This window comes from Asaia spathodeae NBRC 105894 (assembly GCF_025994195.1).
Classification (GTDB): Bacteria; Pseudomonadota; Alphaproteobacteria; order Acetobacterales; family Acetobacteraceae; genus Asaia; species Asaia siamensis.
Genome location: NZ_BAPY01000003.1, coordinates 18,258 through 43,254 on the forward strand (window position 1 = coordinate 18,258; position 24,997 = coordinate 43,254).

At 61.0% G+C, this 24,997-nt stretch carries 24 protein-coding genes and 2 tRNA genes; 12 read left to right on the forward strand and 14 right to left on the reverse strand.

Annotated elements, in window-relative coordinates; all coding sequences use genetic code 11:
• Nucleotides 1-4 precede the first annotated feature (4 nt).
• Nucleotides 5-985, reverse strand: coding sequence for an ADP-glyceromanno-heptose 6-epimerase (gene rfaD / locus AA105894_RS02800; RefSeq protein WP_267310400.1), 981 nt, complete (start codon nt 983-985; stop codon nt 5-7).
• Nucleotides 986-1,191: 206 nt separating this feature from the next.
• Here rfaD and AA105894_RS02805 point away from each other — a divergent pair, with 206 nt between their 5' ends.
• The 5 genes from AA105894_RS02805 to AA105894_RS02825 all read left to right on the forward strand — a co-directional run bounded on the left by AA105894_RS02805 (nt 1,192) and on the right by AA105894_RS02825 (nt 3,782).
• Nucleotides 1,192-1,476 carry an accessory factor UbiK family protein gene (locus tag AA105894_RS02805; RefSeq protein WP_188427228.1) on the forward strand — a complete coding sequence of 95 codons (285 nt, stop codon included), beginning with the start codon at nt 1,192-1,194 and terminating at the stop codon, nt 1,474-1,476.
• 158 nt (nt 1,477-1,634) lie between these two features.
• Nucleotides 1,635-2,141, forward strand: coding sequence for a type III secretion system chaperone family protein (locus AA105894_RS02810; RefSeq protein WP_188427227.1), 507 nt, complete (start codon nt 1,635-1,637; stop codon nt 2,139-2,141).
• Nucleotides 2,138-2,935 (forward strand): pyrroline-5-carboxylate reductase, encoded by a 798-nt coding sequence (gene proC, locus AA105894_RS02815; protein ID WP_267310401.1) that lies wholly within the window; start codon nt 2,138-2,140, stop codon nt 2,933-2,935. Before AA105894_RS02810 ends, proC begins: the two co-directional genes overlap by 4 nt.
• Nucleotides 2,936-3,032: 97 nt before the next feature.
• A complete protein-coding gene (locus AA105894_RS02820) occupies nt 3,033-3,662 on the forward strand; it encodes a TetR family transcriptional regulator (RefSeq protein ID WP_267310509.1) in 630 nt (209 codons plus the stop codon).
• 46 nt (nt 3,663-3,708) lie between these two features.
• Nucleotides 3,709-3,782: transfer RNA gene (locus AA105894_RS02825), tRNA-Gln, on the forward strand.
• A gap of 290 nt (nt 3,783-4,072) precedes the next feature.
• On the opposite strand, the gene AA105894_RS02830 is transcribed toward AA105894_RS02825, so the two are convergent.
• From AA105894_RS02830 to mnmE, 6 genes are all read right to left on the reverse strand, one after another.
• A tRNA-Lys gene (locus tag AA105894_RS02830) sits at nt 4,073-4,148 on the reverse strand.
• 85 nt (nt 4,149-4,233) lie between these two features.
• Complete coding sequence (locus tag AA105894_RS02835; protein ID WP_267310402.1) at nt 4,234-5,121, reverse strand: ParB/RepB/Spo0J family partition protein; 888 nt, start codon at nt 5,119-5,121, stop codon at nt 4,234-4,236.
• Complete coding sequence (locus AA105894_RS02840; RefSeq protein WP_267310403.1) at nt 5,118-5,930, reverse strand: ParA family protein; 813 nt, start codon at nt 5,928-5,930, stop codon at nt 5,118-5,120. The genes AA105894_RS02835 and AA105894_RS02840 overlap by 4 nt, the downstream gene beginning before the upstream one ends.
• Nucleotides 5,920-6,501, reverse strand: a complete 582-nt coding sequence (gene rsmG, locus AA105894_RS02845) for a 16S rRNA (guanine(527)-N(7))-methyltransferase RsmG (RefSeq protein ID WP_267310404.1) — start codon at nt 6,499-6,501, stop codon at nt 5,920-5,922. Before rsmG ends, AA105894_RS02840 begins: the two co-directional genes overlap by 11 nt.
• A complete protein-coding gene (gene mnmG, locus AA105894_RS02850; protein WP_267310405.1) occupies nt 6,498-8,354 on the reverse strand; it encodes a tRNA uridine-5-carboxymethylaminomethyl(34) synthesis enzyme MnmG in 1,857 nt (618 codons plus the stop codon). The genes rsmG and mnmG overlap by 4 nt, the downstream gene beginning before the upstream one ends.
• 7 nt (nt 8,355-8,361) lie before the next feature.
• Entirely contained in the window at nt 8,362-9,666 is a 1,305-nt protein-coding gene (gene mnmE, locus AA105894_RS02855; RefSeq protein ID WP_267310406.1) for a tRNA uridine-5-carboxymethylaminomethyl(34) synthesis GTPase MnmE, read from the reverse strand.
• Between the two features lie 13 nt (nt 9,667-9,679).
• On the opposite strand from mnmE, the gene AA105894_RS02860 reads away from it, so the two are divergent.
• Entirely contained in the window at nt 9,680-10,126 is a 447-nt protein-coding gene (locus AA105894_RS02860) for a methylated-DNA--[protein]-cysteine S-methyltransferase (protein ID WP_267310407.1), read from the forward strand.
• 177 nt (nt 10,127-10,303) lie between these two features.
• On the opposite strand, the gene rho is transcribed toward AA105894_RS02860, so the two are convergent.
• The 3 genes from rho to AA105894_RS02875 all read right to left on the reverse strand — a co-directional run bounded on the left by rho (nt 10,304) and on the right by AA105894_RS02875 (nt 13,334).
• Nucleotides 10,304-11,599, reverse strand: a complete 1,296-nt coding sequence (rho, locus tag AA105894_RS02865) for a transcription termination factor Rho (RefSeq protein WP_188427220.1) — start codon at nt 11,597-11,599, stop codon at nt 10,304-10,306.
• 224 nt (nt 11,600-11,823) lie between these two features.
• A complete protein-coding gene (locus AA105894_RS02870; protein WP_267310408.1) occupies nt 11,824-12,351 on the reverse strand; it encodes a hypothetical protein in 528 nt (175 codons plus the stop codon).
• Entirely contained in the window at nt 12,348-13,334 is a 987-nt protein-coding gene (locus AA105894_RS02875; RefSeq protein WP_267310409.1) for a magnesium transporter CorA family protein, read from the reverse strand. Before AA105894_RS02875 ends, AA105894_RS02870 begins: the two co-directional genes overlap by 4 nt.
• 124 nt (nt 13,335-13,458) lie before the next feature.
• On the opposite strand from AA105894_RS02875, the gene trpB reads away from it, so the two are divergent.
• Both trpB and trpA read left to right on the forward strand, forming a co-directional pair.
• Nucleotides 13,459-14,685: a tryptophan synthase subunit beta gene (gene trpB, locus AA105894_RS02880; RefSeq protein WP_267310410.1), complete on the forward strand. Its 1,227-nt coding sequence runs from the start codon at nt 13,459-13,461 to the stop codon at nt 14,683-14,685.
• Nucleotides 14,682-15,497 (forward strand): tryptophan synthase subunit alpha, encoded by an 816-nt coding sequence (trpA, locus tag AA105894_RS02885; RefSeq protein ID WP_267310411.1) that lies wholly within the window; start codon nt 14,682-14,684, stop codon nt 15,495-15,497. Before trpB ends, trpA begins: the two co-directional genes overlap by 4 nt.
• Nucleotides 15,498-15,565: 68 nt before the next feature.
• Here trpA and AA105894_RS02890 read toward each other — a convergent pair whose 3' ends face one another.
• On the reverse strand, nt 15,566-16,135 hold the full coding sequence (locus AA105894_RS02890) for an HdeD family acid-resistance protein (protein WP_188427215.1): 570 nt from the start codon (nt 16,133-16,135) through the stop codon (nt 15,566-15,568).
• 263 nt (nt 16,136-16,398) lie between these two features.
• Here AA105894_RS02890 and AA105894_RS02895 point away from each other — a divergent pair, with 263 nt between their 5' ends.
• A complete protein-coding gene (locus tag AA105894_RS02895) occupies nt 16,399-17,490 on the forward strand; it encodes a lysophospholipid acyltransferase family protein (protein ID WP_267310412.1) in 1,092 nt (363 codons plus the stop codon).
• Here the strand turns inward: AA105894_RS02895 and AA105894_RS02900 are convergent.
• On the reverse strand, nt 17,463-19,709 hold the full coding sequence (locus AA105894_RS02900; protein WP_267310413.1) for a TonB-dependent receptor: 2,247 nt from the start codon (nt 19,707-19,709) through the stop codon (nt 17,463-17,465). The genes AA105894_RS02895 and AA105894_RS02900 overlap by 28 nt on opposite strands.
• 309 nt (nt 19,710-20,018) lie before the next feature.
• Between AA105894_RS02900 and AA105894_RS02905 the strand changes: the two genes are divergently transcribed.
• Nucleotides 20,019-20,651 (forward strand): preprotein translocase subunit YajC, encoded by a 633-nt coding sequence (locus tag AA105894_RS02905; protein ID WP_267310414.1) that lies wholly within the window; start codon nt 20,019-20,021, stop codon nt 20,649-20,651.
• A gap of 126 nt (nt 20,652-20,777) precedes the next feature.
• Here AA105894_RS02905 and AA105894_RS02910 read toward each other — a convergent pair whose 3' ends face one another.
• Nucleotides 20,778-20,948: a hypothetical protein gene (locus AA105894_RS02910; protein WP_267310415.1), complete on the reverse strand. Its 171-nt coding sequence runs from the start codon at nt 20,946-20,948 to the stop codon at nt 20,778-20,780.
• On the reverse strand, nt 20,945-22,090 hold the full coding sequence (locus AA105894_RS02915; protein WP_267310416.1) for an Mrp/NBP35 family ATP-binding protein: 1,146 nt from the start codon (nt 22,088-22,090) through the stop codon (nt 20,945-20,947). The genes AA105894_RS02910 and AA105894_RS02915 overlap by 4 nt, the downstream gene beginning before the upstream one ends.
• A 143-nt stretch (nt 22,091-22,233) precedes the next feature.
• Between AA105894_RS02915 and AA105894_RS02920 the strand changes: the two genes are divergently transcribed.
• Nucleotides 22,234-23,433, forward strand: a complete 1,200-nt coding sequence (locus AA105894_RS02920; protein WP_267310417.1) for an OpgC family protein — start codon at nt 22,234-22,236, stop codon at nt 23,431-23,433.
• Between the two features lie 19 nt (nt 23,434-23,452).
• Nucleotides 23,453-24,997: a Do family serine endopeptidase gene (locus AA105894_RS02925; protein ID WP_267310418.1), complete on the forward strand. Its 1,545-nt coding sequence runs from the start codon at nt 23,453-23,455 to the stop codon at nt 24,995-24,997.

Genomic DNA, 24,997 nt, shown 5'->3' on the forward strand with positions numbered 1-24,997 from the left:
AACTTTACAGATAGGGGTCTGGCGTCGCGAGATAATCGCGCACATAGCGCGTGATACCGTCTTCAAGCGAGGTGAAGGGGCGATCATAGCCCGCTTCACGCAGACGGGTCATGTCGGCACAGGTATAGGATTGATATTGCCCCTGCAGAGACTCGGGCATGTCGATGAACTCTATGCGGCGCGGCACACCCGCGGCATCGCATACGGCATTGGCGAGATCGACATAGGTACGGGCCGTGCCCGTGCCGCAATTGAAAAGCCCGCTGACCGCCGGATGGTCGTGCAGCCAGAGCATGACCGAAATCAGGTCGCCTACCCAGATGAAATCGCGCGCCTGAGCGCCATCTTCCAGATCTGGCCGGTCAGAACGGAAAAGCCTCGCCGGTGCACCGCGCATCACCTCGTCGTATTTGACCTTCACGACGGAGATCATCGACCCCTTGTGATACTCGTTGGGGCCATAGACATTGAAGAATTTGAGCCCTGCCCATTGCCGCGGCATCAGACCACCCGAGTCGATCCGGGCCTGGAGATGCTGGTCAAAGACATGCTTGGACCAGCCATAAAGATTGAGGGGTCTGAGCGCGGACAACGAGTCAGGCGCATCGGAAAAGAGCTCGGGTCTGTCTGCCGCCCCGTAAGTGGCTGCCGAAGACGCATAGAAGAACGGCACGTCACGCACCGCACACCAGTCGAGCAGGGTTTCGGACAGCTCGACATTGGTGCGCCACACCAGATCACCATCACGGGCCGTGGTGCTGCTGATCGCCCCCATGTGAAACACGGCAGTGATCTCGGTCGAGTTCGACAGGAACGTCTCGAGCGCGTCCGGATCGATCAGCAGATCGGGCGGATGCTTGGCAAGATTACGCCATTTGCCCTGGTCACGAAGGCGGTCCACGACCGCGACAACCTCGCCCCGCGCCTTGAGCGCAGCGACCAGGCACGAACCAATAAATCCGGCGCCGCCGGTGACGATAATCATGGAACCTGTATAAGACGCCGCAACGCAACCTCCAAGCCACACCAGCCGGAGAAAAACGCAGCACGGGCATCCCTGACGGGGCCTCCTGCGTTGCTCTTGGCAGAGGTGAGAGTCAGTCTGGGCACAGCTTGGCCCTGACTGAACGCACGGGGGCCTCATAATCGCCCGGTCGCCAGACCGGACGCCAGGACAGCAAGGAAACCGCCATGGCAGACCGGCCCCGTTTTTTCGATGATCTCGCAGGCGCAGCCGGAGGCGCGTTTTCGGCCCTGACCGGGCTGCGCGAAGAGCTGCACGCCGTCGTGCGCGCCCGTATCGACGAAGTGCTTTCCTCGCTCGATCTGGTGCGTCGCGACGAGCTCGACGTGGCCCGTGAGCTGGCCACCCGCGCCCGCATGGCCCAGGAAGATGCCAATGACCGCCTCGCCCGTATCGAGGAGCGTCTCGCCGATCTGGAAAAAGCCGTTACCGCCCCTTCATCGCACTCTTGAACTCTGCGGATATCTGCGTCCTTGCAACCGGGGCCGGGCATCCGTAACGTGACCTGATATGACGATTCGCGGTCTGATTTCCGCGGGTTTTCATATCTTTGCAGACATCATGATGCGCACCGCCTCGCGTCGCGCATCACCGGCCCAGGGAGTCCCGAATGCCTGCTCTTTCCTTCTCCTCCTCCTCGCATCAGGATACCAATCCGCTCGACGTCATGGAGCAGATCGTCTGCGGCCATGACTGGGCGTTCGACCGCCGTACCGAATCGGAAATGGCCGCCGAAGCGCCGGGCAAATGGTGCGACTATGGATTGTATTTTTCATGGTCCCGCGAAATTGCGGCCATGAACTTCACCTGCACCTTCGACCTGCGGGCTCCCGCCAATCGCCGCAAGGCTCTGTACGAACTCATCGCGCTCGCCAATGAGCGTCTCTGGATCGGGCATTTCAGCCTCGACCTCGAGACCGGCACGCCGGTTTTCCGGCACTCGGTTCTGCTGCGCGGTGCAACCAGCCTTGCCGCAGAAAGCATGGAAGACATGATCGACATCGCCATTACGGAATGCGAGCGGTTCTACCCCGCCTTCCAGTTCACACTCTGGAGCGGCAAGACGCCGGCAGAAGCCCTCGAAGCCGCCATGCTCGACTGTATGGGTGAAGCATGAGCCTACCTTCTCTACTTCTCGTCGGCTGCGGCAAGATGGGCGGCGCACTCTGGCAGGGCTGGCTCGAACAGGGCGTCGCCCCTTCGGTCATTCTCGACCGCAGCTGCGCTGCCCCGCCTGCCCCTCATCGCCTGGCCCGCACAGCAAGTGAAATTCCTGCCGATTTCAAACCCGACATCATCATTCTGGCGGTCAAGCCAGCCGGAATGGAAGAGGCGCTCGCGTCGCTGCGTCCGTTCCTTGATGGCGCCATCATCATCTCCATGCTGGCTGCACGCACCATAGACAGCCTGCGCGCCGCCTGTGGTGACGCCGCCAGCACGAAGATCGTGCGTGCCATGCCCAATACGCCTGCGGCAATTGGCAAGGGCGTGACAGGTGTCGTCAGTCAGGATCTTGATGCGGACGGACGTACGCTCTGCACGGCGCTGCTTTCGGCCGTGGGCGACGTTGCCTGGGTCGAGAGCGAAACCCAGCTTGAAGCCCTGACGCCAATCTCGGGATGTGGCCCGGCCTATGTCTTCCTTCTGGCCGAATTGCTGGAAAAGGAGGCCCTGCGTGTCGGCCTGCCTGCCGAAACGGCACGGCTCATCGCGCGCGGTACGGTGTCAGGGGCAGGCGCGCTGATTGCCGCCTCGGACGAGGAGAGCGCGACCCTGCGCAAGAACGTCACGAGCCCCAATGGCGTCACTGCCAGGGCACTTGATGTCCTCATGGCACCGGAAGCATGGCCCGAGACCATGACCAGGGCCGTTGACCAGGCCATGGCACGAGCGGAAGAGATGGCTTCCTGAGACGAAAACCCGGCCTCTGAACCTGTCATTCGATTGTCACGACGCGCCCATAGGTTATTATCGGGCGCTTCAAGACAGGGACAGGTTCATGACGGATATCGATCGCGAAGAGTTTGATCTCGCACTTCTGGAGGCGGGTTTCACCCTCGCCGCTGAAAAGGGCTGGCATCGTTTCTCGCTGGTAGAGGCCGCGCACCGAGCCGGACTTGCTGTCGATGAAGTCCGTGCCCGCTTTGCTTTCCGTCACACATTGCTGCTTCGCCTGGGGCGACTGGCCGATGAATCGGCTTTCCGGGATGATGGTCTTGGCGGCTCTGTACGCGAGCGTATTTTTGACCTCTTCATGCGTCGCTTTGACGTCTTCCAGCAATATCGCGAGGGTATTCGCGCCGTGCTGCAGGCCCTGCCGACCGAACCGGGGCTTGCCGTCATTCTCGGCGCCGCAACGCTCGACACCATGCGCTGGATGGCCGATCTCGGCGGTATCGACCGCAGCGGTTTTGGCGGGGCGATGCGTCTGAATGCGCTCGTAGGCGTCTGGGGCTTTGCCCTGCGCGCCTGGGAGAAGGACGAAAGCCCCGATCTCTCCCAGACCATGGCAGCGCTCGATCAGGCGCTGGACAAGGCAGAGCGCTATGGCGCGCTCAAGCCCTCGCCCGACCGCCTGATGGAAGAGGCAACACGCAATACGGGCATCGCCGATCATTCACTCGAACTCGAAACATAATGGCTTTACGTCTGCCGAGAGGCAGACTAAAAGCCCTGACACGCACTGGGATGTAGCCAAGCGGTAAGGCAGCGGATTTTGATTCCGCCATCGGAGGTTCGAACCCTCCCATCCCAGCCAGCGTTTCCTTCTGAAAATCTCTGCTTGTTTTGACGCCCTGTGCTGTCACGCGTCATGACGTCCGGAATCGTGTTTCTCCCGACAGGAGAGACATGCAGGGTAGAGCTATACTGCCCGAGGCGCCGAACAGCCTCTGGGGGCGGCGCGTAGCCATAATCCCACATAATTCAGGCAAACCCGCTTCAGGGCCTCAGGCACAAAAGCGCTACCGCGCCCGAGAACGATAATCACCAGGAGATCAAGGTCTTTTGGTTGGGTGCATAATGTAAAGGAAGGTACCGGCGGGGCAATGGTGGGCACACAAGGGCTCGAACCTTGGACCCGCTGATTAAGAGTCAGCTGCTCTACCAACTGAGCTATGTGCCCATAGCCCCGCTCCGGTGAGGTGGCTTCTAACAGGGGGCGGAACAGGCATCAAGAGGAAAAATGCACCATTCCGCATCCGTAACTATCAGGAAGCTTTCTCCGGCGATAACAGACGCATCAGCGTGTCGAACTGATCGAGGCTGCGATAGTCGAGACGCAGCGATCCACCCTTGCCATTGAACTCGATCTTGACCTTGAGCCCCAGCTTCGTGGCCAAGTCGCGCTCGAGACGCACCAGCTCATTGTCACGCGGGGCCTTAATCACTTCCTGTTCGGCCTTCGGGGCCTGACGGGCAAGAGCCTCGGTCTGACGCACATTGAGCCCACGAGCGATCACGATATCGGCTGCCGCACAGGGGTCAGGATGGGCCAGAAGCGCGCGAGCATGCCCAGCGCTCAGCATCCCGTCACGTACCTTCTGACGCACCGCCTCAGGCAGGTTCAACAGGCGCAGGATGTTGCCGATATGGGGGCGTGATTTGCCCACCGCACCAGCCAGCTCTTCCTGCGTCAGCGCATAATCCGTCAGAAGCCTTTGCAGCCCCTCTGCCTCTTCGATCGCGTTCAGATCGGCGCGCTGAAGATTTTCGACCAGAGCGGCTGCCATGGCATCGGCATCATCCAGCAGACGCACATGCACCGGCACTTCATGCAGCCCGGCGCGCTGCGACGCACGCCAGCGGCGTTCACCCGCGATGATCTGGTAGCGCCCTTTCTGGTCGGGGTCGGGCCGCACCAGAATAGGCTGAAGAACGCCGCGGCTGCGGATCGAATCTGCCAGCTCGTTCAGACGCCCCTCATCCATGTCCACACGCGGCTGAAACGGCCCGGGGGCCAGCAGATCGACATCGAGCATGGAGGGATTGGGAGCGCTCTCATGGCTAGGAGACTGCGCTCTGGGCATGTCGATAGCCTGATCGCCGAGAAGTGCCGCGAGACCGCGCCCAAGGCGCGGAGCCGGTTTCTTGCTCATGACGGAGCCCCTTCCTTTTCGGTGATACCCAGACGTCCGGCAATTTCCTGCGCCAGAGCGAGATAGGCAGCGGCGCCGCTGCTGCGACGATCATATTCGAGCACAGAGCATCCATGGCTCTGCGCTTCGGATATCTTGATATTGCGCGGTATCAGCGTCTCAAGCACCTGCTCACCGAAGAAATTGCGCGCATCGGCGGCAACCAGTTCTGACAGGTTGTTGCGCCGGTCGTACATGGTGAGAATGATACCGGCCACATGCAGATCGGCATTGAACGCCCGGCGCACGCGGTCGACCGTGCGGACGATCTGGCTGATCCCCTCAAGAGCGAAAAACTCGCATTGCAGCGGAATCAGCACGGCATCGGACGCCACAAGGGCGTTGAGCGTCAGCAGACCGAGGCTTGGCGGACAATCGATCAGAATGACGTCATAGCGACCCGAGAGAGCTTCCAGCGCCTCACGGATGCGAAACTCGCGCCGTTCGCTGCCGATCAGTTCGATCTCGGCGCCGGCCAGATCGGTATTCGCCACGATGATATCGAGATTGGGCGTCTCGGTCGGACGGGGCAGCTTTTCAGGCGGCGCCTCCTGCATCAGGGCGGCATAGCTGCCGATCTGGCGGGCATTGTAATCAACCCCCAGCCCGGTCGAGGCATTGCCCTGCGGGTCGAGATCGACCAGCAGCACGCGTTGCGTACTGGCAAGCGCTGCGGCCAGATTGATTGCTGTTGTGGTCTTGCCCACACCACCCTTCTGGTTGGTGATGGCGAGGATACGGGCCTTCTTGCCCGTGTCGTTAGTCGACACGTCTGATATCGCTTATCTCGATGATGGCGCCCCCTGAGGCGGCGCGATTGTCCAGAATTCTATGCTGCATGTGCCAGCACCGTTCGGCTTCGGTCAACTCGTCCGGCAGATTTTTCCCTTTCAAAAACAGGGCTTTTCCCTCCGGCAGGAGAAATGGCGCGCTCCATTCCAGCAATTGTGAGAGCGAGGCGAGAGCCCGTGCCGTCACATAAGGTGCAGGCGCAACCTCTGCCTGCTCGATGCGCCTGGACACGACCTGGGCTTTCACACCGCAGGCACGCGACGCCTCGCGCAGGAAGGCACATTTGCGCTGGTCTGACTCGACCATGACCATCTCGGCGTCGCAGGCGATTCCGATCATGAGCGCCGGGAACCCGCCGCCGGAGCCGAGATCGATCACGCGGGAACCGTGCGCGATATATGGCACCAGCCTGAGAGAATCCTCGATGTGACGCTCCCAGAGATGGGGCATATCACGCGGGCTCACCAGATTGATGCGCGCATTCCATTTCTCGAGAATTGCTGCGAAGGCTTCCAGACGCTCTCTGGTTTCACGTGAAACGCCATTCATGCCACGGCCCTCACATGAGCCAGAAGCGCAATCATGGCAGCAGGTGTCACACCCGGCACACGCTGCGCGGCAGCAAAATTGGCCGGTCTTGCCAATGAAAGACGCTCCTTCATTTCACTGCTCAGCCCGCCGATGCGGGCATAATCGAGATCGCTCGGCAGGGTGATCTGGGCCTCGCCGGCGAGCTGCCTGATCTCACGCTCCTGTCGTTGCAGATAGCCACCGTAGCGGGCCTCAGTCTCGACATGCCGCCGCACACGCAGAGGCAACGCCGCAAACCACGGCGCCAGACGCTCGACCGCCCCATCTTCAGTCTGGCCGCACAGCACATCAAGCAGCGAACGGCGTCTTCCGTCCTGAGATACGGTGATGCCCTGCGCTGCCAGATCCTGCGGCGCGTGAAGAGCCTGACGCGCCTGCTCCATCGCTTGAGCAATAGCGCTTTCGTCTTCTTCAAGCTTTGCTGCCCGCTCCGCACCGACACAGCCCATGGCCTTGCCCAGTGCTGTCAGACGCAGATCGGCATTGTCAGCGCGCAGGCTCAGACGATACTCGGCACGCGATGTGAACATGCGATAGGGCTCGGACACCCCCTGAAGCGTGAGATCGTCGAGCATCACCCCCAGATAGGCCTGATCGCGCCCAAGAATGAGAGGCGCATTCCCGGCCACGAAACGGGCGGCATTCAGCCCGGCCAAAAGTCCCTGCGCACCAGCCTCCTCATAGCCGGTGGTGCCGTTGATCTGCCCTGCGAGATAGAGCCCTGTCATGGCTGTCAAAGCGAGGCTGGGCGCCAGCTCTCTCGGGTCGACATAATCATATTCCACAGCATAGCCCGGCGTGACGATACGCGCCTTTTCCAGCCCCGGAATGGAGGCGATCATCAGCGCCTGGATATCTGCGGGCAGGCTGGTAGAGATCCCGTTCGGATAGACCAGATCGCCGCCCGGATTGCCTGGCAGCCCTTCAGGCTCGAGAAAGATCTGATGGCGATCCTTCTCGCCAAATCGCACGACCTTGTCTTCGATCGACGGACAATAGCGTGGTCCCCTTCCTGCAATCGCTCCGCCATAGAGCGCCGAAAGCGCCAGATTATCGCGAATGATCTGATGCGTTTCAGGCGTGGTGGTGGTGATGCGGCATGACAACTGATCGGTCGTGATCCTGTCGGTCAGGCGGCTGAAAGGCTCCGGCAGCGCATCACCCTTGTCTTCGGCGAGCGATTCCCAGTCGATCGAGTCTCGTGCGATACGCGCAGGTGTGCCGGTCTTGAGGCGCCCCATACGCAGGCCCATTGCCTCCAGCCGCTCACCCAGACGAGCTGCCGGGCGCTCACCGATGCGCCCCGCCTGCTCCTGTGTATGGCCGATATGAATGACCCCGCGCAGAAACGTGCCGCTGGTGACGACCACAGCGCCGCATCTGAAAACCCGCCCATCCTCGCATACGACACCCGTGACACGACCGTCGCGAGTCTCCAGATCAGCCACCTCACCGGCGAGGATGGTCAGATTGGGCGTCTCTGCAAGAAGCGCCTGAATGGCGTTGCGATAAAGATAGCGGTCGGCCTGCGCACGCGGCCCGTGCACGGCAGGCCCCTTGGAGCGGTTCAGCAGCTTGAAATGAATACCCGCCCGGTCGGCAGCACGGCCCATGAGGCCGTCAAGCGCGTCGATTTCACGCACCAGGTGGCCCTTGCCTATGCCGCCAATCGCCGGGTTGCACGACATGGCGCCGATCATTTCGGGTTTCTGGGTCAGAAGAAGCGTACGCGCACCGAACCGTGCCGAAGCTGCCGCCGCCTCACTTCCCGCATGTCCGCCGCCTATGACGACAACATCAAACTCGTTCACACAGCCCTCATTTACCAATGCAGAATTGTCCAAATATCACATCCAGCAGGGACTCGACATCAACTTGTCCCGTCAGGCGCCCGAGTGCGCGCATGGCCAGACGCAGCGCCTCACCCCTCACTTCTGGCCAAGAGGCATTGCGCGCCTGATCGAGATAGAGCAGCGCTTCCTCAATCCCGGCTCTATGACGCGCACGGGTCAGGGGGGCACCCACCCCAGCCGTCAGCCCTTTGATGCGTTCAGCAAGCGCCGCTTCGAAAGCCTGCATCCCCTCGCCTGTATGCACGCTCAGCCCCAGGCTACCCTCGATGGCGGGCTGCAGATCGATCTTGTTGCTCACCAGAAGCGCATCAGGCCGCAACGGCATTTCGGCTTCACCCGCCATTACGTGCAGCACGAGGTCAGCATGTTCCACGTGAAACATCGCCCGCTTGATACCTTCGGCCTCGATCTCGTCTTCGGTCTCACGCAGCCCCGCCGTGTCGACGAGGCGCAGGCGGACGCCATGAAAAAGCCAGTCAATGGCAATGACGTCGCGCGTCGTCCCGGCACGATGCGTCACGATGGCCGCATCATAGCCAGCCAGATGATTGAGCAGGCTCGACTTGCCGACATTGGGCGCGCCCGCAATCACAACGGTCAGACCGCGCCGCACGATCTCACCGCGCTTATCCGCCAGATGGGCGCGCAGTGCGGCGCGCAGATCATCAAGTGTGTTCGCAAGCATCTGCTCGACAGAGTCCGGAAGATCCTCATCCGGGAAGTCGATCAATGCCTCCTGATGCGCCAGCAGGATTTTCAGACGCTCGCTCCAGCCTTCGTATAGACGGCTGAGCGCACCATCCGCCTGGGCCAGCGCCTGCTGCCTCTGGCTTTCACTTTCAGCCTCGACCAGATCGCCGATGGCTTCTGCCTGAAGCAGATCGAGCCTGCCAGCCTGCACCGCACGACGCGTGAACTCCCCCGCCTCGGCCGGTCGCGCCCCGAGTGCGGTCAGAGCCAGGGCAACACGATCGATCACCGCGGGCCCGGCATGAAGATGCAGTTCGAATCCGTCTTCACCGGTATAGGAACGCGGGCCTGGCAACCAGAGCACCATGGCATCGTCCAGATGCTCACCCTCATGACGCAGCGCCCGCAGGCTCGCCTGTCGCGGTAGTGGAAGGCGGCCTGAACACAACCCGGCCAGCACCTCTTGAGCGCCGGGACCACTTGCGCGCATGATGGCGATCGCCGCCCGTCCGGCCCCTGTCGCCAAAGCGAAAATGACTTCGCCCTTGCGCGCTGCCGGGCTTTCCATCGCGTCAACCATGTGAATTCCTTCTATGCCCCAGCTCTCTTTGCACTCTCCTCTCGGTCCCCTCACCCTCAGCGAGGATGAAGGCGCCATCGTCGCCCTTGATTGGGGATGGGGACGCGATCAGGAAAAGACGCCCCTTCTTACCCGCGCCCAGACCATGCTGGAACGCTATTTCGATGGTGAGCCTGAAAGTTTCGACCTGCCACTTGCGCCCTGGGGCACCACCTATCGCAAGGCGGTCTGGGCGGCCCTGCGCGACGTTCCTTATGGGCAGACCATCAGCTATGCCGAACTGGCTGCCAGGGCTGGCGGCTCCGCCCGCTCTATCGGCGGCGCCATGGCGCATAACCCCATCCCCATTCTGATCCCTTGCCATCGTGTGCTCGGCAAAGGCCATCTCGGGGGCTATTCCGGTGAAGGTGGACTGGACGACAAACGCTATCTGCTTCGTCTGGAAGGGGGCGCGCTCTAACGTGGCCTTCACGGGGCGCTGCCCCGTCCCCCGGAAGGGGCACACCCCTTTCATCCCGATTTAAAAATTTCCAAAGGGCGACGGCCCTTTGGTGGGGAATGGGGCAAAGCCCCATAAAAAAACCGCCGGGCACCCACAGGCACCCGGCGGCTTGACCGTCACGAACTGACCCGAAAATCAGTTGTTCATGGCGTCGAAGAAATCCTGGTTCGTCTTGCTGTATTTCAGCTTGTCGAGCAGGAAGTCCATCGCATCCATCGTGCCCATCGGCGACAGGATACGACGCAGCACCCACATTTTCGACAGCATGGCGCGATCGACAAGGAGTTCTTCCTTACGTGTGCCCGACTTGGTGATGTCGATGGCCGGGAAGGTACGCTTGTCGGCGAGCTTGCGATCAAGGATGAGTTCGGAGTTACCCGTACCCTTGAACTCTTCGAAGATGACTTCGTCCATGCGGCTGCCCGTATCGATCAGCGCGGTCGCGATGATGGTGAGCGAGCCGCCCTCCTCGATGTTACGGGCCGCACCGAAGAAGCGCTTGGGGCGCTGCAGGGCGTTGGCATCGACACCGCCGGTCAGCACCTTGCCCGACGAGGGCACAACGGTGTTGTAGGCGCGAGCAAGACGGGTGATCGAGTCGAGCAGGATCACAACGTCACGCTTGTGTTCGACCAGACGCTTGGCCTTTTCGAGCACCATTTCAGTCACCTGAACGTGGCGGGTCGCGGGCTCATCGAAGGTGGAAGACACGACTTCACCACGCACCGAGCGGGCCATGTCGGTCACTTCTTCAGGGCGCTCGTCGATGAGAAGAACGATCAGGAAGACGTCAGGATGATTGGCACTGATCGACGAGGCGATGCTCTGCAGCATCACGGTCTTGCCTGTGCGGGGCGGCGCCACGATCAGGGCGCGCTGGCCCATACCGATGGGAGCCACGAGATCGATCACGCGCGGCGTGTAGTCGCGCTGGTCTTTCTTGCCCTTGCCGGTCGGCTGCGGCTCGGGGGCACCGACCTGCTCGACTTCCATACGCAGGCGACGCTCGGGATAGAGCGGCGTCAGATTGTCGAAATTGATGCGCTGACGAACGGAGTCAGGCTCTTCGAAATTGATCGAGTTGACCTTGAGCAGCGAGAAATAGCGCTCACCATCGCGCGGCGCGCGGATCTGACCCTCAACCGTGTCACCGGGGCGCAGGCCGAAGCGGCGCACCTGGGCGGGAGAGATATAGATATCGTCCGGGCCGGGAAGGTAATTGGCCTCGGGTGAGCGGAGAAAGCCGAAACCGTCAGACAGGATTTCCAGCGTGCCTTCGCCATAGATGGCCTGATCATTATCCGCCAGGGTCTTGAGAATGGCGAACATGATGTCCTGCTTGCGCATTGAGGACGCATTTTCGATCTGCAGCTCTTCAGCATAGGCCAGCAGATCGGCAGGTGATTTTTTCTTGAGTTCAGCAAGATGCATGAAAAGCGCCTTAGATGGGCTATAGTCCACTGCCCGGGAGACGGAATCCGTATCCGTGACAGATGATCGATCGCGAAAGAATGCCCCGTCAGATGGGCCGCAGAACCGGGCCCGACGATGAGCGAAGACGAAAGGTCTTGTGAGAGAGGCCGCGATGCAGTGAACGCATGCGGCTCTTGCTGCTCAGTCTAATGAGAAATAACGCTTTCTGTCAATAGTGCCGCTCAGCCGCGCCAGGGCTTCATCAGGTACTCACCGGAGCTGTTCGCACCTTCCCCCAGGCCGGGCAGAAGAAACATCAACGGCTGGGCTTTCACCTTTTCGCTATAGGCCCCCGAGATCAGGGCCGGGCCGCACATGCCGCTGAGATGCAATGTGCTGGGAAGTGCGATGTCGACACGACAGGCTACCGCTGTTTCACCCCGGCTCGCTTCCAGAAGATGGCCGGTCAGCGGCGCGGCCTGGAGCGGGCGGTTCTCGGCATCGAGTGCAACGAATTCACCTGTAATCTGCAATCCATCGAGATGATAGCCGATCAGCACGCGGGTTGGCTGCCTGCCCTGATAGCCAGGCGCCTGACGGAAGCCGAGAGGGAAATCGCTCGCCCCTTCGAATTTCAGCGGCTCTTGCACCAGCTTGTCGAGCATCGCCTGGGCCTGCTGGGTAGTGGGCTGCGTAACGGGACCAGCCAGAGCCTGAGGGGCAATCGAAGCCAATGCGAGAAGGGAAACAGACAGAGCGAACCGGTTCACGATGAACGATCTCCAAACCATCCCCGGCGCCAGAAAATGAACAGGGGTAGCAGCACCGAGAAAGCCATGAGGCCTAACGCATAATAATAGCCGTAGCGCCATTCGAGTTCCGGCATGATCTTGAAATTCATACCGTAAATACCCGCAAGCAGGGTCGGGGTAATACCGACGAAGCTCACCACGGTCAGCAATTTCATGCCGTCATTCTGGTCGATACTAATAAAGCCAAGCGTCGCATCGAGCAGGAACTGCACCTTGACCGTCATCTGCGCCACGTAGTCGTTCAATGAGGCCACGTCGCGACCCATGATGCGCAGCCGCGTCTGCAGCGTATCGCGAAACTCGAAATAGCGCGCATCGCCGAGGAACATCCCGATGCGATCCACCCCCAGCAGACTCTCCCTGATCGACGAGGTCAGATCGCCGCTCTCGCCCAGCTTCCTGAGTGTCTGGCGCAGCACATCGGCATTGCGCACGCGCCTGCGCGAGCGCTTGTCGGCAAAGACCGTGCGTGAAATCGTATCGAGGGTATGCCCGGCGTTTTCGAGAATATCCGCCAGACGATTGACGATGGTCTCAAGCAGGTGAATGGCGAGTTCGGGCACATCCGACAGGGCGAAATCGACATCATTGGCCGCCAGATCGCGACTCATGGTCTCGAAGGCCGTGTAGCTCGCATAGCGCAGTGTGATCAGCCAGTTGGGCGAGACGACCATACCGACAGGATAGGTCGTCAGCCGGTCATCGATCATGCGTACAAGAGGCGTCGAGAGATAGATGACATCTCCCTTGCGGTAATGGCGTGATGAACTCTCGATTTCCTCCAGCGCATCACGGCGTGGCAGGCTCAACCCTGTCACGGCCTCTGCCAGCCTGATCTCGTCTTCGCTCGGTTCGATCAGATCGAGCCAGGAGACGTTTTTCGCATCTTCGGCGGCAACGATCTCATGAACAGGGCGCCCCACAGGATGCGCTAGAAACATCGAACCTTCCTTTCCGGCTCAGACAGCTTTCCCCTGCGGGTCGGGAATGGACGTCATGCCGCCCCTCTGGTATCGCAGAAACCCGCTTGCCGTGTCGATCCATGCCTCAAACAGGACAATTCGCATGAGTTCTGAAGTCTCCCCCCGTCTCAACAGCCTGCGCAACGCCCCCGATCAGCGCGGCCGTTTCGGCACGTTCGGGGGCCAGTTCGTTGCTGAAACCCTCATGCCTCTGGTGCAGGATCTGGCCGATGCCTATCAGGCAGCCAAGGCCGATCCGAGCTTTCGGCAGGAACTCGATTACTACTTCCGCGACTATGTCGGCCGCCCCAGCCCGCTCTGGCATGCGAAGCGCCTGAGTGAGGAACTCGGCGGCGCGAAGATCTATCTCAAGCGCGAAGAACTGAATCATACAGGCTCGCACAAGCTCAACAACGTCATGGGGCAGATCCTGCTGGCACGACGCATGGGCAAGACGCGCATCGTGGCCGAGACCGGTGCGGGCCAGCATGGCGTGGCCACGGCGACCGTCTGTGCGCTGTTCGGTCTGAAATGCACCGTCTATATGGGCGCGGTCGATGTCGAGCGGCAAAAGCCAAATGTATTCCGCATGCATCTTCTTGGCGCTGAGGTGCACCCTGTTACGGCAGGTTCCGGCACGCTGAAGGACGCCATGAACGAGGCCATGCGCGACTGGGTAGCCAATGTGCATGACACTTACTTCCTGGTCGGTACGGTCGCAGGGCCGCACCCCTATCCGGAAATGGTGCGCGATTTCCAATCGATCATCGGCATCGAAACGCGCGAGCAGATTCTGGCGGTCGAGAACCGTCTGCCTGACATTCTGGTGGCCGCGATCGGTGGCGGCTCGAACGCCATGGGTCTGTTCCATCCTTTCCTCGACGATGAATCGGTCAAGATGGTCGGTGTCGAGGCGGCAGGCCATGGTCTGGATAGCGGGCTGACGGCAGCCTCGATTTCACGTGGTCGCTCGGGCGTGCTGCATGGCAACCGCACCTATCTGCTTCAGGACGAATTCGGCCAGATTGCCGAGGCGCACTCCATCAGCGCAGGCCTTGATTATCCGGGCATTGGGCCGGAGCATTCCTGGCTGAACGATATCGGCCGCGTGGAATATGTCGGCGTAACCGACAAGGAGGCGCTCGACGCCTTCCAGCTTCTGACCCGTACCGAAGGCATCATTCCTGCGCTGGAATGTGCCCACGGGCTGGCCCAGGTGATGAAGATCGCCCCGACCATGACACCGGATCAGATCATTGTTCTCAACCTCTCCGGCCGCGGCGACAAGGACATCTTCACCGTCGCCGAACATCTGGGAGTGTCGCTGTGAGTCGTATCAAGGCCCGTTTCGAATCCCTCAAGGCCGAAGGGCGCGGCGCGCTCATTCCCTATCTTCAGGCCTATGATCCCGACCTCGAAACCTCTCTCGCCCTGCTCAAGGGCATGCCGGGCGCAGGTGCCGATCTGATCGAAATCGGCGTCCCGTTCTCTGATCCTTCGGCCGATGGCCCGACCATCCAGGCCGCCGCGCTGCGTGGCCTCAAGGCAGGGGCAACGCTTGCCGGTGTGCTTGCCATGGTGCGTGCCTTCCGTGAAAGCGACAACGAGACCCCTATCATCCTGATGGGCTACCTCAACCCGATCGACAGCTATGGCCCGGCGCGTTTCTGCACAGATGCCGCGCAGGCAGGGGTCGATGGCCTGATCATCGTCGACCTCCCCAAGGAAGAGAGCGATCTGCTCTCTGACGATGCGCAGAAAAACGGGCTCGATATCATCCAGCTCGTGGCCCCCAACACACCCGATGAGCGTCTGCCCTATCTGCTCGATACGGCCTCGGGCTTCATCTATTATGTGAGCATCACGGGCATCACAGGCACGCGTACAGCGAGCGGCGATGAACTGGCAGCAGCCCTGCCCCGCCTGCGCGCCGTAAGCCCCCTGCCTGTCGCCATCGGGTTTGGCATACGCACACCGGAGCAAGCAGCCCAAGCCGCCTCGGTAGGAGACGCGGCTGTCGTGGCATCGGCACTTATCGCGACCCTCGCCACCACTCTTGAAGACGGCAAGGCCACTGATGACACTGTGCCTGCCGTTCTCGGCCAGCTTGCCACCATCGCCAGGGCCGTACGCGGCTCATAAAAAAGGGGGCGTTCACCGCCCCCTTTTCATTACCTGACCAGGCGGCTGCATCACACAGCCGCTCGGTATCATTTCCCGGCGTTCCTGAGCGACAGACCGAAAGACAGAGCCGAAATACCGCCAAAGATCAGTTCGATGGCGATAAAGGTCCCGATCAGCCAGAGCCCGGACCAGGGCAGCGTCACGAAAATCAGAACGCCCGTCAGAAGCGCCACGACAGCACTCAGGATCAGCGTCCACCAATTGGCCACGTAACGGTGACCCGCCGCCCAGAGAGCGCGCATGACACCCGACGCCATGAGACAGCCAGCCAGAAAAGCCGTGAGGAACACAGACCCGGTTGCAGGTTCCTGAATGAGCAGAATGCCGCCCAGAACATAGAGAAAGCCCATCAACGCTGTGATCCAGAAGCGCGAGCCTTCAACATCGCGATGGGCAAAGCTCTGGGCAAGATAGGCCACACCCGAGAAAATCAGCAGAAACCCGATAACAATGATGCTCGCCAGAGTCGTCACCACGGTATCGACAAAGGCAATGCCTCCCAGAATGAGCAGCACCACACCGATACCGATAAACCAGTTGGGTTTGAGCTTCGGATTGATCGGGGGAAGACCGGGAAAATCACCAAGGCCAGCCATATTGTTTATTCCTTTCTTTCGCATCTCTACGCCTCAACGTCGCATCCGGGCACATCAGAGCGTTGTGAACAATATGTTATCTTCCCTGACGATGGCGGCGATGTTTCACGTGAAACGCTGACGCGGCGAGCAGAAACGAGCGATTTGCGTGTGTTTGGCGTGCGCTGGTCCACCATATTGAGAGGCGCTACGCCCCACCATTCGCGCCCATAGGTTTGGCACGACGATTGTCACACTTGCATCATGACAGTATTGAACGATGCATGAGTGCAGATCTCTTCCGAAACCGGCTCGCCGGATTGCTGCCGCGACGGGGCCATGCTTCAGACAGCGCCCCTATACGCAGCAAGTCGCGTCCTGTTCTTGAAGAGAGCGCCAACTGCACGTCGTCCGGTCGTGTCCATGGAAAGATCGAAGCCCTTTGCGCGAGCCTGCGTCTGGCTGGCGTTGTGGTCTGGGTGCCGCTTTCGGTAGGGTTCGAAGCGCTTCTCCTGCCCATTCCCGGCGTGTTGAAAATACGCTGGACACGCGTGATCTGGGGCGTGCTGTGCAAGCTGCTCGATCTGGACATCAAGATGATCGGCCGCCCCGTCGGCACGGTTGGTGGACAAAAAGGTCGCGACCGTGGCGAGCGTCCGGTCATCTACGTGGCCAATCATTCTTCCTGGCTCGATATCCCTGTTCTGGGCACCAAGATCTATTCTGTCTTCGTCGCCAAGGGTGATATCGAGCGCTGGCCCATCATGGGACTGGTCTCCAAGATCGGGCGCACGATTTTCGTCAGCCGCAACAGAAGCACGACAGGGCGCGAGCGGGACGAAATGATCACCCGCCTCGCCACTGGCGATAATCTTATCCTTTTCCCTGAGGGCACGTCGTCAGACGGGTCGCGCGTCCTGCCCTTCATGTCGACGTTTTTCGCCATCGCCAAATTGCCGCGCCTGCCGAAAAATGCCCTGCCTGTCGACATGCCGTCATACCCGCCCGGCCTCACCCCGCTCATCCAGCCCATTTCCCTCGTCTATGACAGACTGGAAGGGCTACCGGTCAATCGCACGAAACGCGCTGTTTTTGCCTGGTATGGCGACATGGATCTCGGGCCGCATGTCTGGCAGTTTCTGAAGAAACGCAACAAGCGCGCCACCATCCTGATGCATCCCCCGCTGGCACCGGAAGATTTTCCCAGCCGCAAGGCACTGGCCAACGCCGCCTGGGCTGCTGTCGCTCAGGGCGCCGCCGCACTCAGACAGAACAACGACACCGTACAGGGCTGGTCTCCCGAACCACTTGTGGAACCAAGCCCCGCTACTGCTTCAGAAGCATGCGATCAGAAATCGATTTCGGTCGTTGCGTGATAGGTCCGGGGCAACCCGGCCACCGCTGAGTTCGTGGCAGTCGCCGCACCATTGATCGAACTGGGATAAACAGACGCCCAGTAGCGCTTGTCTGTCACATTCGTCACGCCGAACCTCACCACGACCGGCACGCGATACAGATGAAAGCCGTAACGGGCGCCCAGATCGAGCGTCGTAAAGCCCGCAGCGAACTGACGGTTTTCGACATCGGCTGCACGCCGGCCCATTACATGGACGCTGGCATTTACGGCCCCACCCCGCATCCATGACGCATGATAATCGAGCAGCATGCTGGCCTGAACCGGCGCCACACCCACAACCTGCTTATGGGCGGTAAGACTCTGGCCCGTTGCGCCCGTCTGGGCATCCAGCCAGGTGACGCCACCAAACAGGCTGAGCGCTCTGCCCAGCTTTCCGGCAACCTGCCCCTCAACACCGTAATTGCGCTGCTGCCCTGCCTCACGATAGACGCCTGTCGTCGGATCTGTGAAAGCAAAGCCGCGTGTCATACGAAACCCGGCGGCACTCACCATCAGATCCGGCAGCGGGCGATATTTGATGCCAATTTCATATTCTTCAGAGCGCAGAGGCGAGAGCACCTCATTGGCATTCGTGCTGGTGGCAGGGGCCACCGGCCCTGCCTGAACAGCCCGCCCCCATGTTGCATGGAGACTGGTCCGGCTGTCTGCGCGATAGATCAGACTGGTCGTGGGCGTGAAGACCGGCCCGACGCTGTAGCGTGCCGTCGTGACACCTTGGGTATTGCCGCTTGTCGTATCGAGCCAGCTCCAGGCCAGCGTCCCCATGACGGACCAGTGCCGTGTCAGTGCGATCGTGTCGCCTGCCAGCAGCGATTGCGACATGATGGAGGCTGATTGATACCGGCCCGAAAAATAGGGCTGGGTTCCTGAAAACACGACAGGAGCCCCGATGCGCGCCGTACCCAGAACGGCGCTCTGGCCCTGGGTCGGGTTGAATGTCCCCATGCTGTAGCCATTTGACCCGATCAGGATCTGATGAGCGAAAGGCCCCGTATGGAAGCGGCCATTCACATAGGCCAGATTCGACCAGACCTTGAAATCATTGGCTGTTGTCGCTGCGGCGATGCTGGTCCGGTAATGACCCACCGAGTCCGTCAGCGTGTTGGTGACGGAAAACACATTGCGCCAAGCGTCCTGATACAGCCCGCCAAGCGTTACCGACCAGTCCTCGTTGAAACGATGAGTGAGTTTGGCCAGCGCGGTGTTGGTCGAGGCGTTATATCCTGCGAAATCCTGTCCATAGCCGCGTCGGGACAGATCGGGTGCTGCAGGCAGGGCAAGACCCGTAGCGTAGGAGAAGCCGCCAGCATAGCCGCGCTGGGCATAGCTGTACTGGCTGGCATCGATCAGAAGCGTTGTCCTGGGATCGATCCTGAAATCGAAGGCTCCGGAAATGAGCCCCCGGCGAAGATGCGTACCGGGCGCATAGGTGCCGCCGGACTGGTTCAGCATGGTCACCCGATAGCCGAACCATTTATTGCGCCCCACCCGACCAGACGCATCGAGTGACTCGAATGGTGCGCTGGTCGAATCGACACCAAAAGCCAGATGCTCACGCTGCCGATCGGTCGGTCGGTTGAGGGTGTAGTCGAAAGTGCCCGCCGGGTTCTGCGGCCCGTAGAGCGCACCCGAGAGGCCATTGAGCACCTGAAGCGAGTCGAACTGCTCGGCGGCATAGGGCGTGGTGATGACCATGTTCAGCCCATCGAGACGCGAGTTGGAAATGACATCCGCCTCGAAGCCACGCGATTGCGGCCGGCTCGTATTGGGGTCGCCGCGCATTTCGAGCTGCACCGATGGCATATATTGCGCCAGATCATTCGCGTTGCGCGATTGCTGGTTCACGATCACATCCCGCGGCACGGTCATGATCGAGAAGGGCGTATCCAGCAGATCGCGTGTGCCGAGCGGCCCGAGGGCAGCTTCCTTGCTACCATATTCCGCCAGCATTCCGGCGGCCTGACGCCCCCGCACTGTGATGCGCTCATCCGGTGTCCGGCCTTTTCCCGTTGATCCCGCCTGATGCTGCCCCGGCGTATGAGGTGCCTTGCGCACAGGCGCTGTCGATGCCGGTTTCGTCACGGCCTGTTCGGCACGGGCAGAGCCAGCAGCCGTGATGGAAACGCAAAAGAGCAGAAGACCGCGTCCGCAGACGCCGGGAATGGAGAGACGAGCCATGGCTCGTTTCCACATCAAAATGAGGCGGATGTCACGTCTGTCGTGCGGCAAAAGTCGCGTTTCATCTGCATCGGTTGCACCGGGGCCTCACTCCTGCCTCATCGGGCTGACCATCACGAATGACAGCCATGGCAGCCGCACATGACAATTGCGCAAGGCGAGGCTGACAACCCCTTTCCGGAAAGACCAACATAGGGCAACCTGAGTTTCTTGGTCTCCCGTGCCAAGAAGACAGAACAGTCGATCATTCTGCTCTGACTGACACCCAAGAAGGACAAGAACGTTCCCATGGTTTCGAGGACAACGCGCATGACCCGTCATTTTCTGCGCCCCGCACTGACTGCCCTTCTTCTGTCGGCTCCCGCTCTGGCAGTCACGGCGCCTTACGCCGCGGCTCAGGCTGTCATCACGGGCAATCAGAAAATGGTCGCAACCGTAGAGAGCGTGGATCATGAGACACGCACCATCCTGCTTCGCGACAAGAAGGGTGGATTGCTGAACGTCACGATCCCCAAAGGCGCCAAGGATCTGCCCCATCTGGAAGCGGGCGACCGCATCAGCATGCAGTTCTTCCAGACAATGGCCGCTGATATCGCCCGACCCGACTCACCCCTGCCTGAATCGACGGTCTCATCGGCCAAGGGATACGCAAAGCGTCATCCGCACGGCACGCTGATTTCATTCCAGCGTCAGCGCGTGCGTATTCTGGCTGTCGATGCTGCCGCCCATAAGGTGACGTTCATCGATCATGCCGATGTCACCCGCACGGCAACCATCAACCAGAAGGCTCTGCTGCCGCTTCTTTCTTCTCTGAAGATGGGCGATGAAGTCGATGTGACGACCATGGACGCCGTTTCATTCTCGGTACTCAACCGCACGGTAAACGGCGACGTCTCCGTGACGGAAGATCAGGGCAATCAGGCGAAGCCTTCGGGAAAGTAAAGGGTCCTCAGGGCTCTGCCCTGAACCCGCGAAGGGGCTTGCCCTTTCGATCCCTGCTTTGATCAGTCAGGTTTCCAAAGGACGACTGTCCTTTGGCGGGGGGCGGGGCAGCGCCCCGCCTGTCTCTCAGGGCGCTGTCGATGCCGGTTTCCACAGTGTATCCGGCGGGGGGAGATGGGGGGAATTGTCGATCACCCCATAGCCGTCAGCGGCATAGCCGTGATGAGCGACCTTGCGAGGGCCACAGCCGGAGAGAGCGACACTGGCAACGAACAGCGCGAGCGTGAGACGCGTCATGCGCCGGGTTCCAGACGCAGACTGTCGGCAACCGCGCGGGCAAGACGGGTATAGGCCTGTGCCGCCTCGCTTTCCGGGGCTGAGAGAATGATCGGCGTGCCCGCATCGGCGCTCATGCGAATATCGGCCAGAAGCGGAATTTCCCCAAGGAACGGCACATTGGCTTTCTCGGCTTCCTCACGCGCACCGCCATGGCCGAATAGCTCGGTACGGTGATTGCAGTTCGGGCAGCAGAAATAGGACATGTTCTCGACCACACCGAGAAGCGGCACGTTCATTCGCTCGAACATGGTCAGGCCGCGACGGGCATCAAGCAGGGCGATATCCTGCGGGGTCGAGACAATCACGGCGCCGCGCAGGCTGAGCTTCTGTGCGATGGTCAGCTGCGCATCACCCGTGCCGGGCGGCATGTCGATCACCAGCACATCGAGAGCGGGCCAGGCCACATCGGCGAGGAACTGGCCAATGGCGCCCATCACCATGGGGCCACGCCAGATCATGGCCTGCTGCTCGTCCACCAGGAAGCCGATCGACATGGCATGCATGCCCCAGGCCTCGACAGGAATGATCTTGCCATTTTCAAGCGCCGGTTTGGCGGAATGGCCAAGCATGCGCGGCAGGGAGGGACCGTAGATATCGGCATCCAGCATGCCGGTGCGCAGACCGAGCTTGGCAAGCCCCGCCGCCAGATTGACGGCAGTGGTCGATTTGCCGACACCGCCCTTGCCGGAGGCCACGGCAATGATGGCACGCACCTGTGGCAGGGCCTTGCCATCCGGCCGCGTCGGCTGAGGATGACCGGGGCTGTTGGCGGGCTGTTCGAGCTGGAAGGGGCGATGCCCCTGTGGCTGGGGCGCCGCCTTGCCCGGGGCACGATGCGCGGTCAGAATGATGGTGGCACGGGTAATGCCGGGCAGACTGGCAAGAGCCGCCTCGACACGGGGACGCATTGGTTCGATACGGGCAGCATCCTCACGCGATGTCGCAAGCGACACATGGGCGTGACCGTCACGCAGGGCGATCCCTTCGAGCGACGCAAAGCTCAGAACATTCGATGTGCCTGCCTCGTCTTTGACAAGACGCAGGGTCTCGAGAATCCTGCGCTGGTCGGCTTCATTGGCGGGTTTTTCAAAATCGGTCATGTTTGTCCTCTGGCGACGGGGCCGTACCCCATGCCTTTTCGTTTAGCATGGCGGGAAGTGGATCGCGCAAGCATCTGCGCGTATGAGCAGGCAAAGCCGGGGCACCGCCCCCCGGACCGACCGGGCAGGAGAGCAGGACAGGAATGAGCGAGGCCAAGACCGAAGCCGCCCCGAAACGCAAGAAGCGCGACCATCGTATCGACGCGCTGCGTGGCATCGCGCTGCTGATGATGCTGGCCGATCACGCCCCGCAGGATGTGCTCAACCGCTTTACCCTGCGCAATTTCGGTTTTGCCGATGCCGCCGAGATCTTCGTGCTGCTGGCCGGATACGCCTCATGGCTGGCTTACGGGCGGCTGATCCTGCGCGGCCCGCCAACGGGTGGCTGGCTGATGGGCATCGAGCGGATCGTGCGGCGATGCTGGCGCCTCTATCTGTTCCAGATGGTCATGCTGCTTGTCTCGGTACTCACCATCAGGCAATGGCGCCACTATTCTCCTGTTCCGGTCGATTTTCTCGAACCCGAACTCGCCCATGGGCATGAATGGATCTGGCGTGTCCTGTCTTTGCAGGCCCTGCCGAATAATCTGAACATCCTGCCTCTCTATATCGTGCTGCTGCTCGGTTTCCCGCTGCTGGTCTTTCTCTGGAAGATCTCGCCCTGGCTTCTGGCTGCAGCAAGTTTCGCCCTGTGGGGGCTGATCAACAGCGACCCCACGCTCAATCTGCCGAACTGGCTCGATCCGGATGGGTGGTATTTCAACCCGTTTGCCTGGCAGCTCATTTTCACGCTGGGGATGCTGGCCGCGATTGTGGCAGGCAAGCGTGACGGCAATCTGCCCGGGCCGCTCTGGGCAAAGCTCATTGCGGGCGCCTATCTGCTTTTCGGCGCGCTGGAATGCTTTCCCTATGAGAGCTGGAACCTGCCGAGCCTGAGGCCGCTTGCCGATGTGCCGCAGGCCGACAAATCCGATCTCGCCATCTGGCGCTGGGTTGATGCCATGGCCATTCTGCTGCTCGTTCAGTCTTCAGTCACGGCGACGAAGCTGTCTGAAACGCGGATAGGGCAGGGTCTGGCATTACTGGGTCGCCATTCTCTCGAGGTCTTCAGCTTCGGCACGATTCTCGACCTCTTCGCACGACTGGTCATGAACAGCTTCGGCGATGGCTGGGTCATCCAGCTCCTGGTCAATGTGCTGGGTCTGGCCGGAGTTTACGGCGTGGCCGTCTGGCTTGACCGCCATCGCCGCCAGGCCGCCCTCATGGCCGGTGAGACACGAAAGGAAGCCAGAGAGGAAGAGAAGAAAGATCGTGACGCAGAGATAGGTGACGCAAACCCCTGATTTGCGTTAGCGTAAGACCATGAAACATCGCCTCGTTCTTGCTGCCCTGATGGGTGGCTGGGTCTCCGCCAGTTCTTCCGTTCTCGCCCAGCCCGCCGCCCCTCCCGTCACACCGGCGGCGGTCCCGGGCGATGGCGCTGCCACAGCGCGCAGCGTCCACGCGGCGCCAGATTCGCTGGCCGACCTCGCCGCCCGTCTGCTGCCCGCTGTCGTGAATATCTCGATCTCGGCCACGCTGAAGCCGGGCGAGGATGAAGACGATGATGACGGTCCGGATGCGAGCCCCGATGACGGCCCGCAGGTACCGCAATTTCCCCCCGGCTCGCCGATGGAGAAATTCTTTCACGACTACATGAATCATGCGCCGACCCCGTCGGACCCGCCGCGCAAGATGCAGGCGCTGGGCTCGGGCTTCATCATCTCGCCCGATGGCTACATCGTGACCAATAATCACGTCATCAAGGATGCCGACAAGGTATCGGTCACACTGCAGGATGGCACGGTACTGCCCGCCAGGATCATCGGTCGTGACAGCCGCACCGATCTTGGTGTGATCAAGATCGAGAGCAAGACGCCCTTTCCCACCGTCTCCTTCGGCGATAGCGACAAGGCACGCGTGGGCGATCGCGTGCTGGCCATCGGCAATCCGTTCGGGCTGTCGGGCACCGTCACGAGCGGTATCGTGTCGTCACGCGGACGCGACATCAATCACGGCCTGTATGACGACTATATCCAGACCGATGCCTCCATCAATCGCGGCAATTCGGGCGGTCCGCTTTTCGATCTCGATGGTCAGGTCATCGGCATCAATACGGCCATCTACAGCTCGAGCGGCGGCTCCATCGGTATCGGCTTTGCCATTCCGGCCAATGATGCAAAGGGCGTGATCGACCAGCTGCGCCGTGACGGCCATGTGTCGCGTGGCTGGGTCGGGGTGCGGGTGCAGGATGTCACGCATGAGATTGCTGACAGCATTGGTCTCAAGCCTGAAAAAGGGGCCATGATCGCAGGCGTCGATCCCAAGGGGCCTGCCGCAGCCGCCAAATTGCAGACGGGCGATGTCATCACCTCGCTCGATGGCAAGCCGATCGACGGCCACGCCCTGCCACGACTGGTGGCCGAGATCACACCCGGCACCAAGGCGGTGTTCGGTATCTGGCGCAAGGGCAAGACCCTGGATGCGACCCTGACCATCAAGGCCTCACCCGAAGCGCCCGACATGCCGCCGACAGACGCCAAGACCAAGGGGCCGAGCAAGCTCGCCCTTGCCGATCTGGGCGTGACGTTTGCCGCAATCGATGATGACACCCGCGCCAAATACAATCTCTCCGACTCACAGCGCGGTGTGGTGGTGACCGATGTCACGCGCGACGGCCCGGCCGATACGCGCGGCCTGCAGCCGGGAGACGTGGTGACAGAGGTGCAGCAGGTAGGCGTCAACTCGCCCGATGCCCTCTCGAAAGAACTGGCACGGGCGCGCCAGCAGAAAAAACATACGATCCTGCTGCTTGTTCAGGGGCAGGACGGATTGCGCTGGGTGCCGTTGCCACTCTCCGGGGAGTGA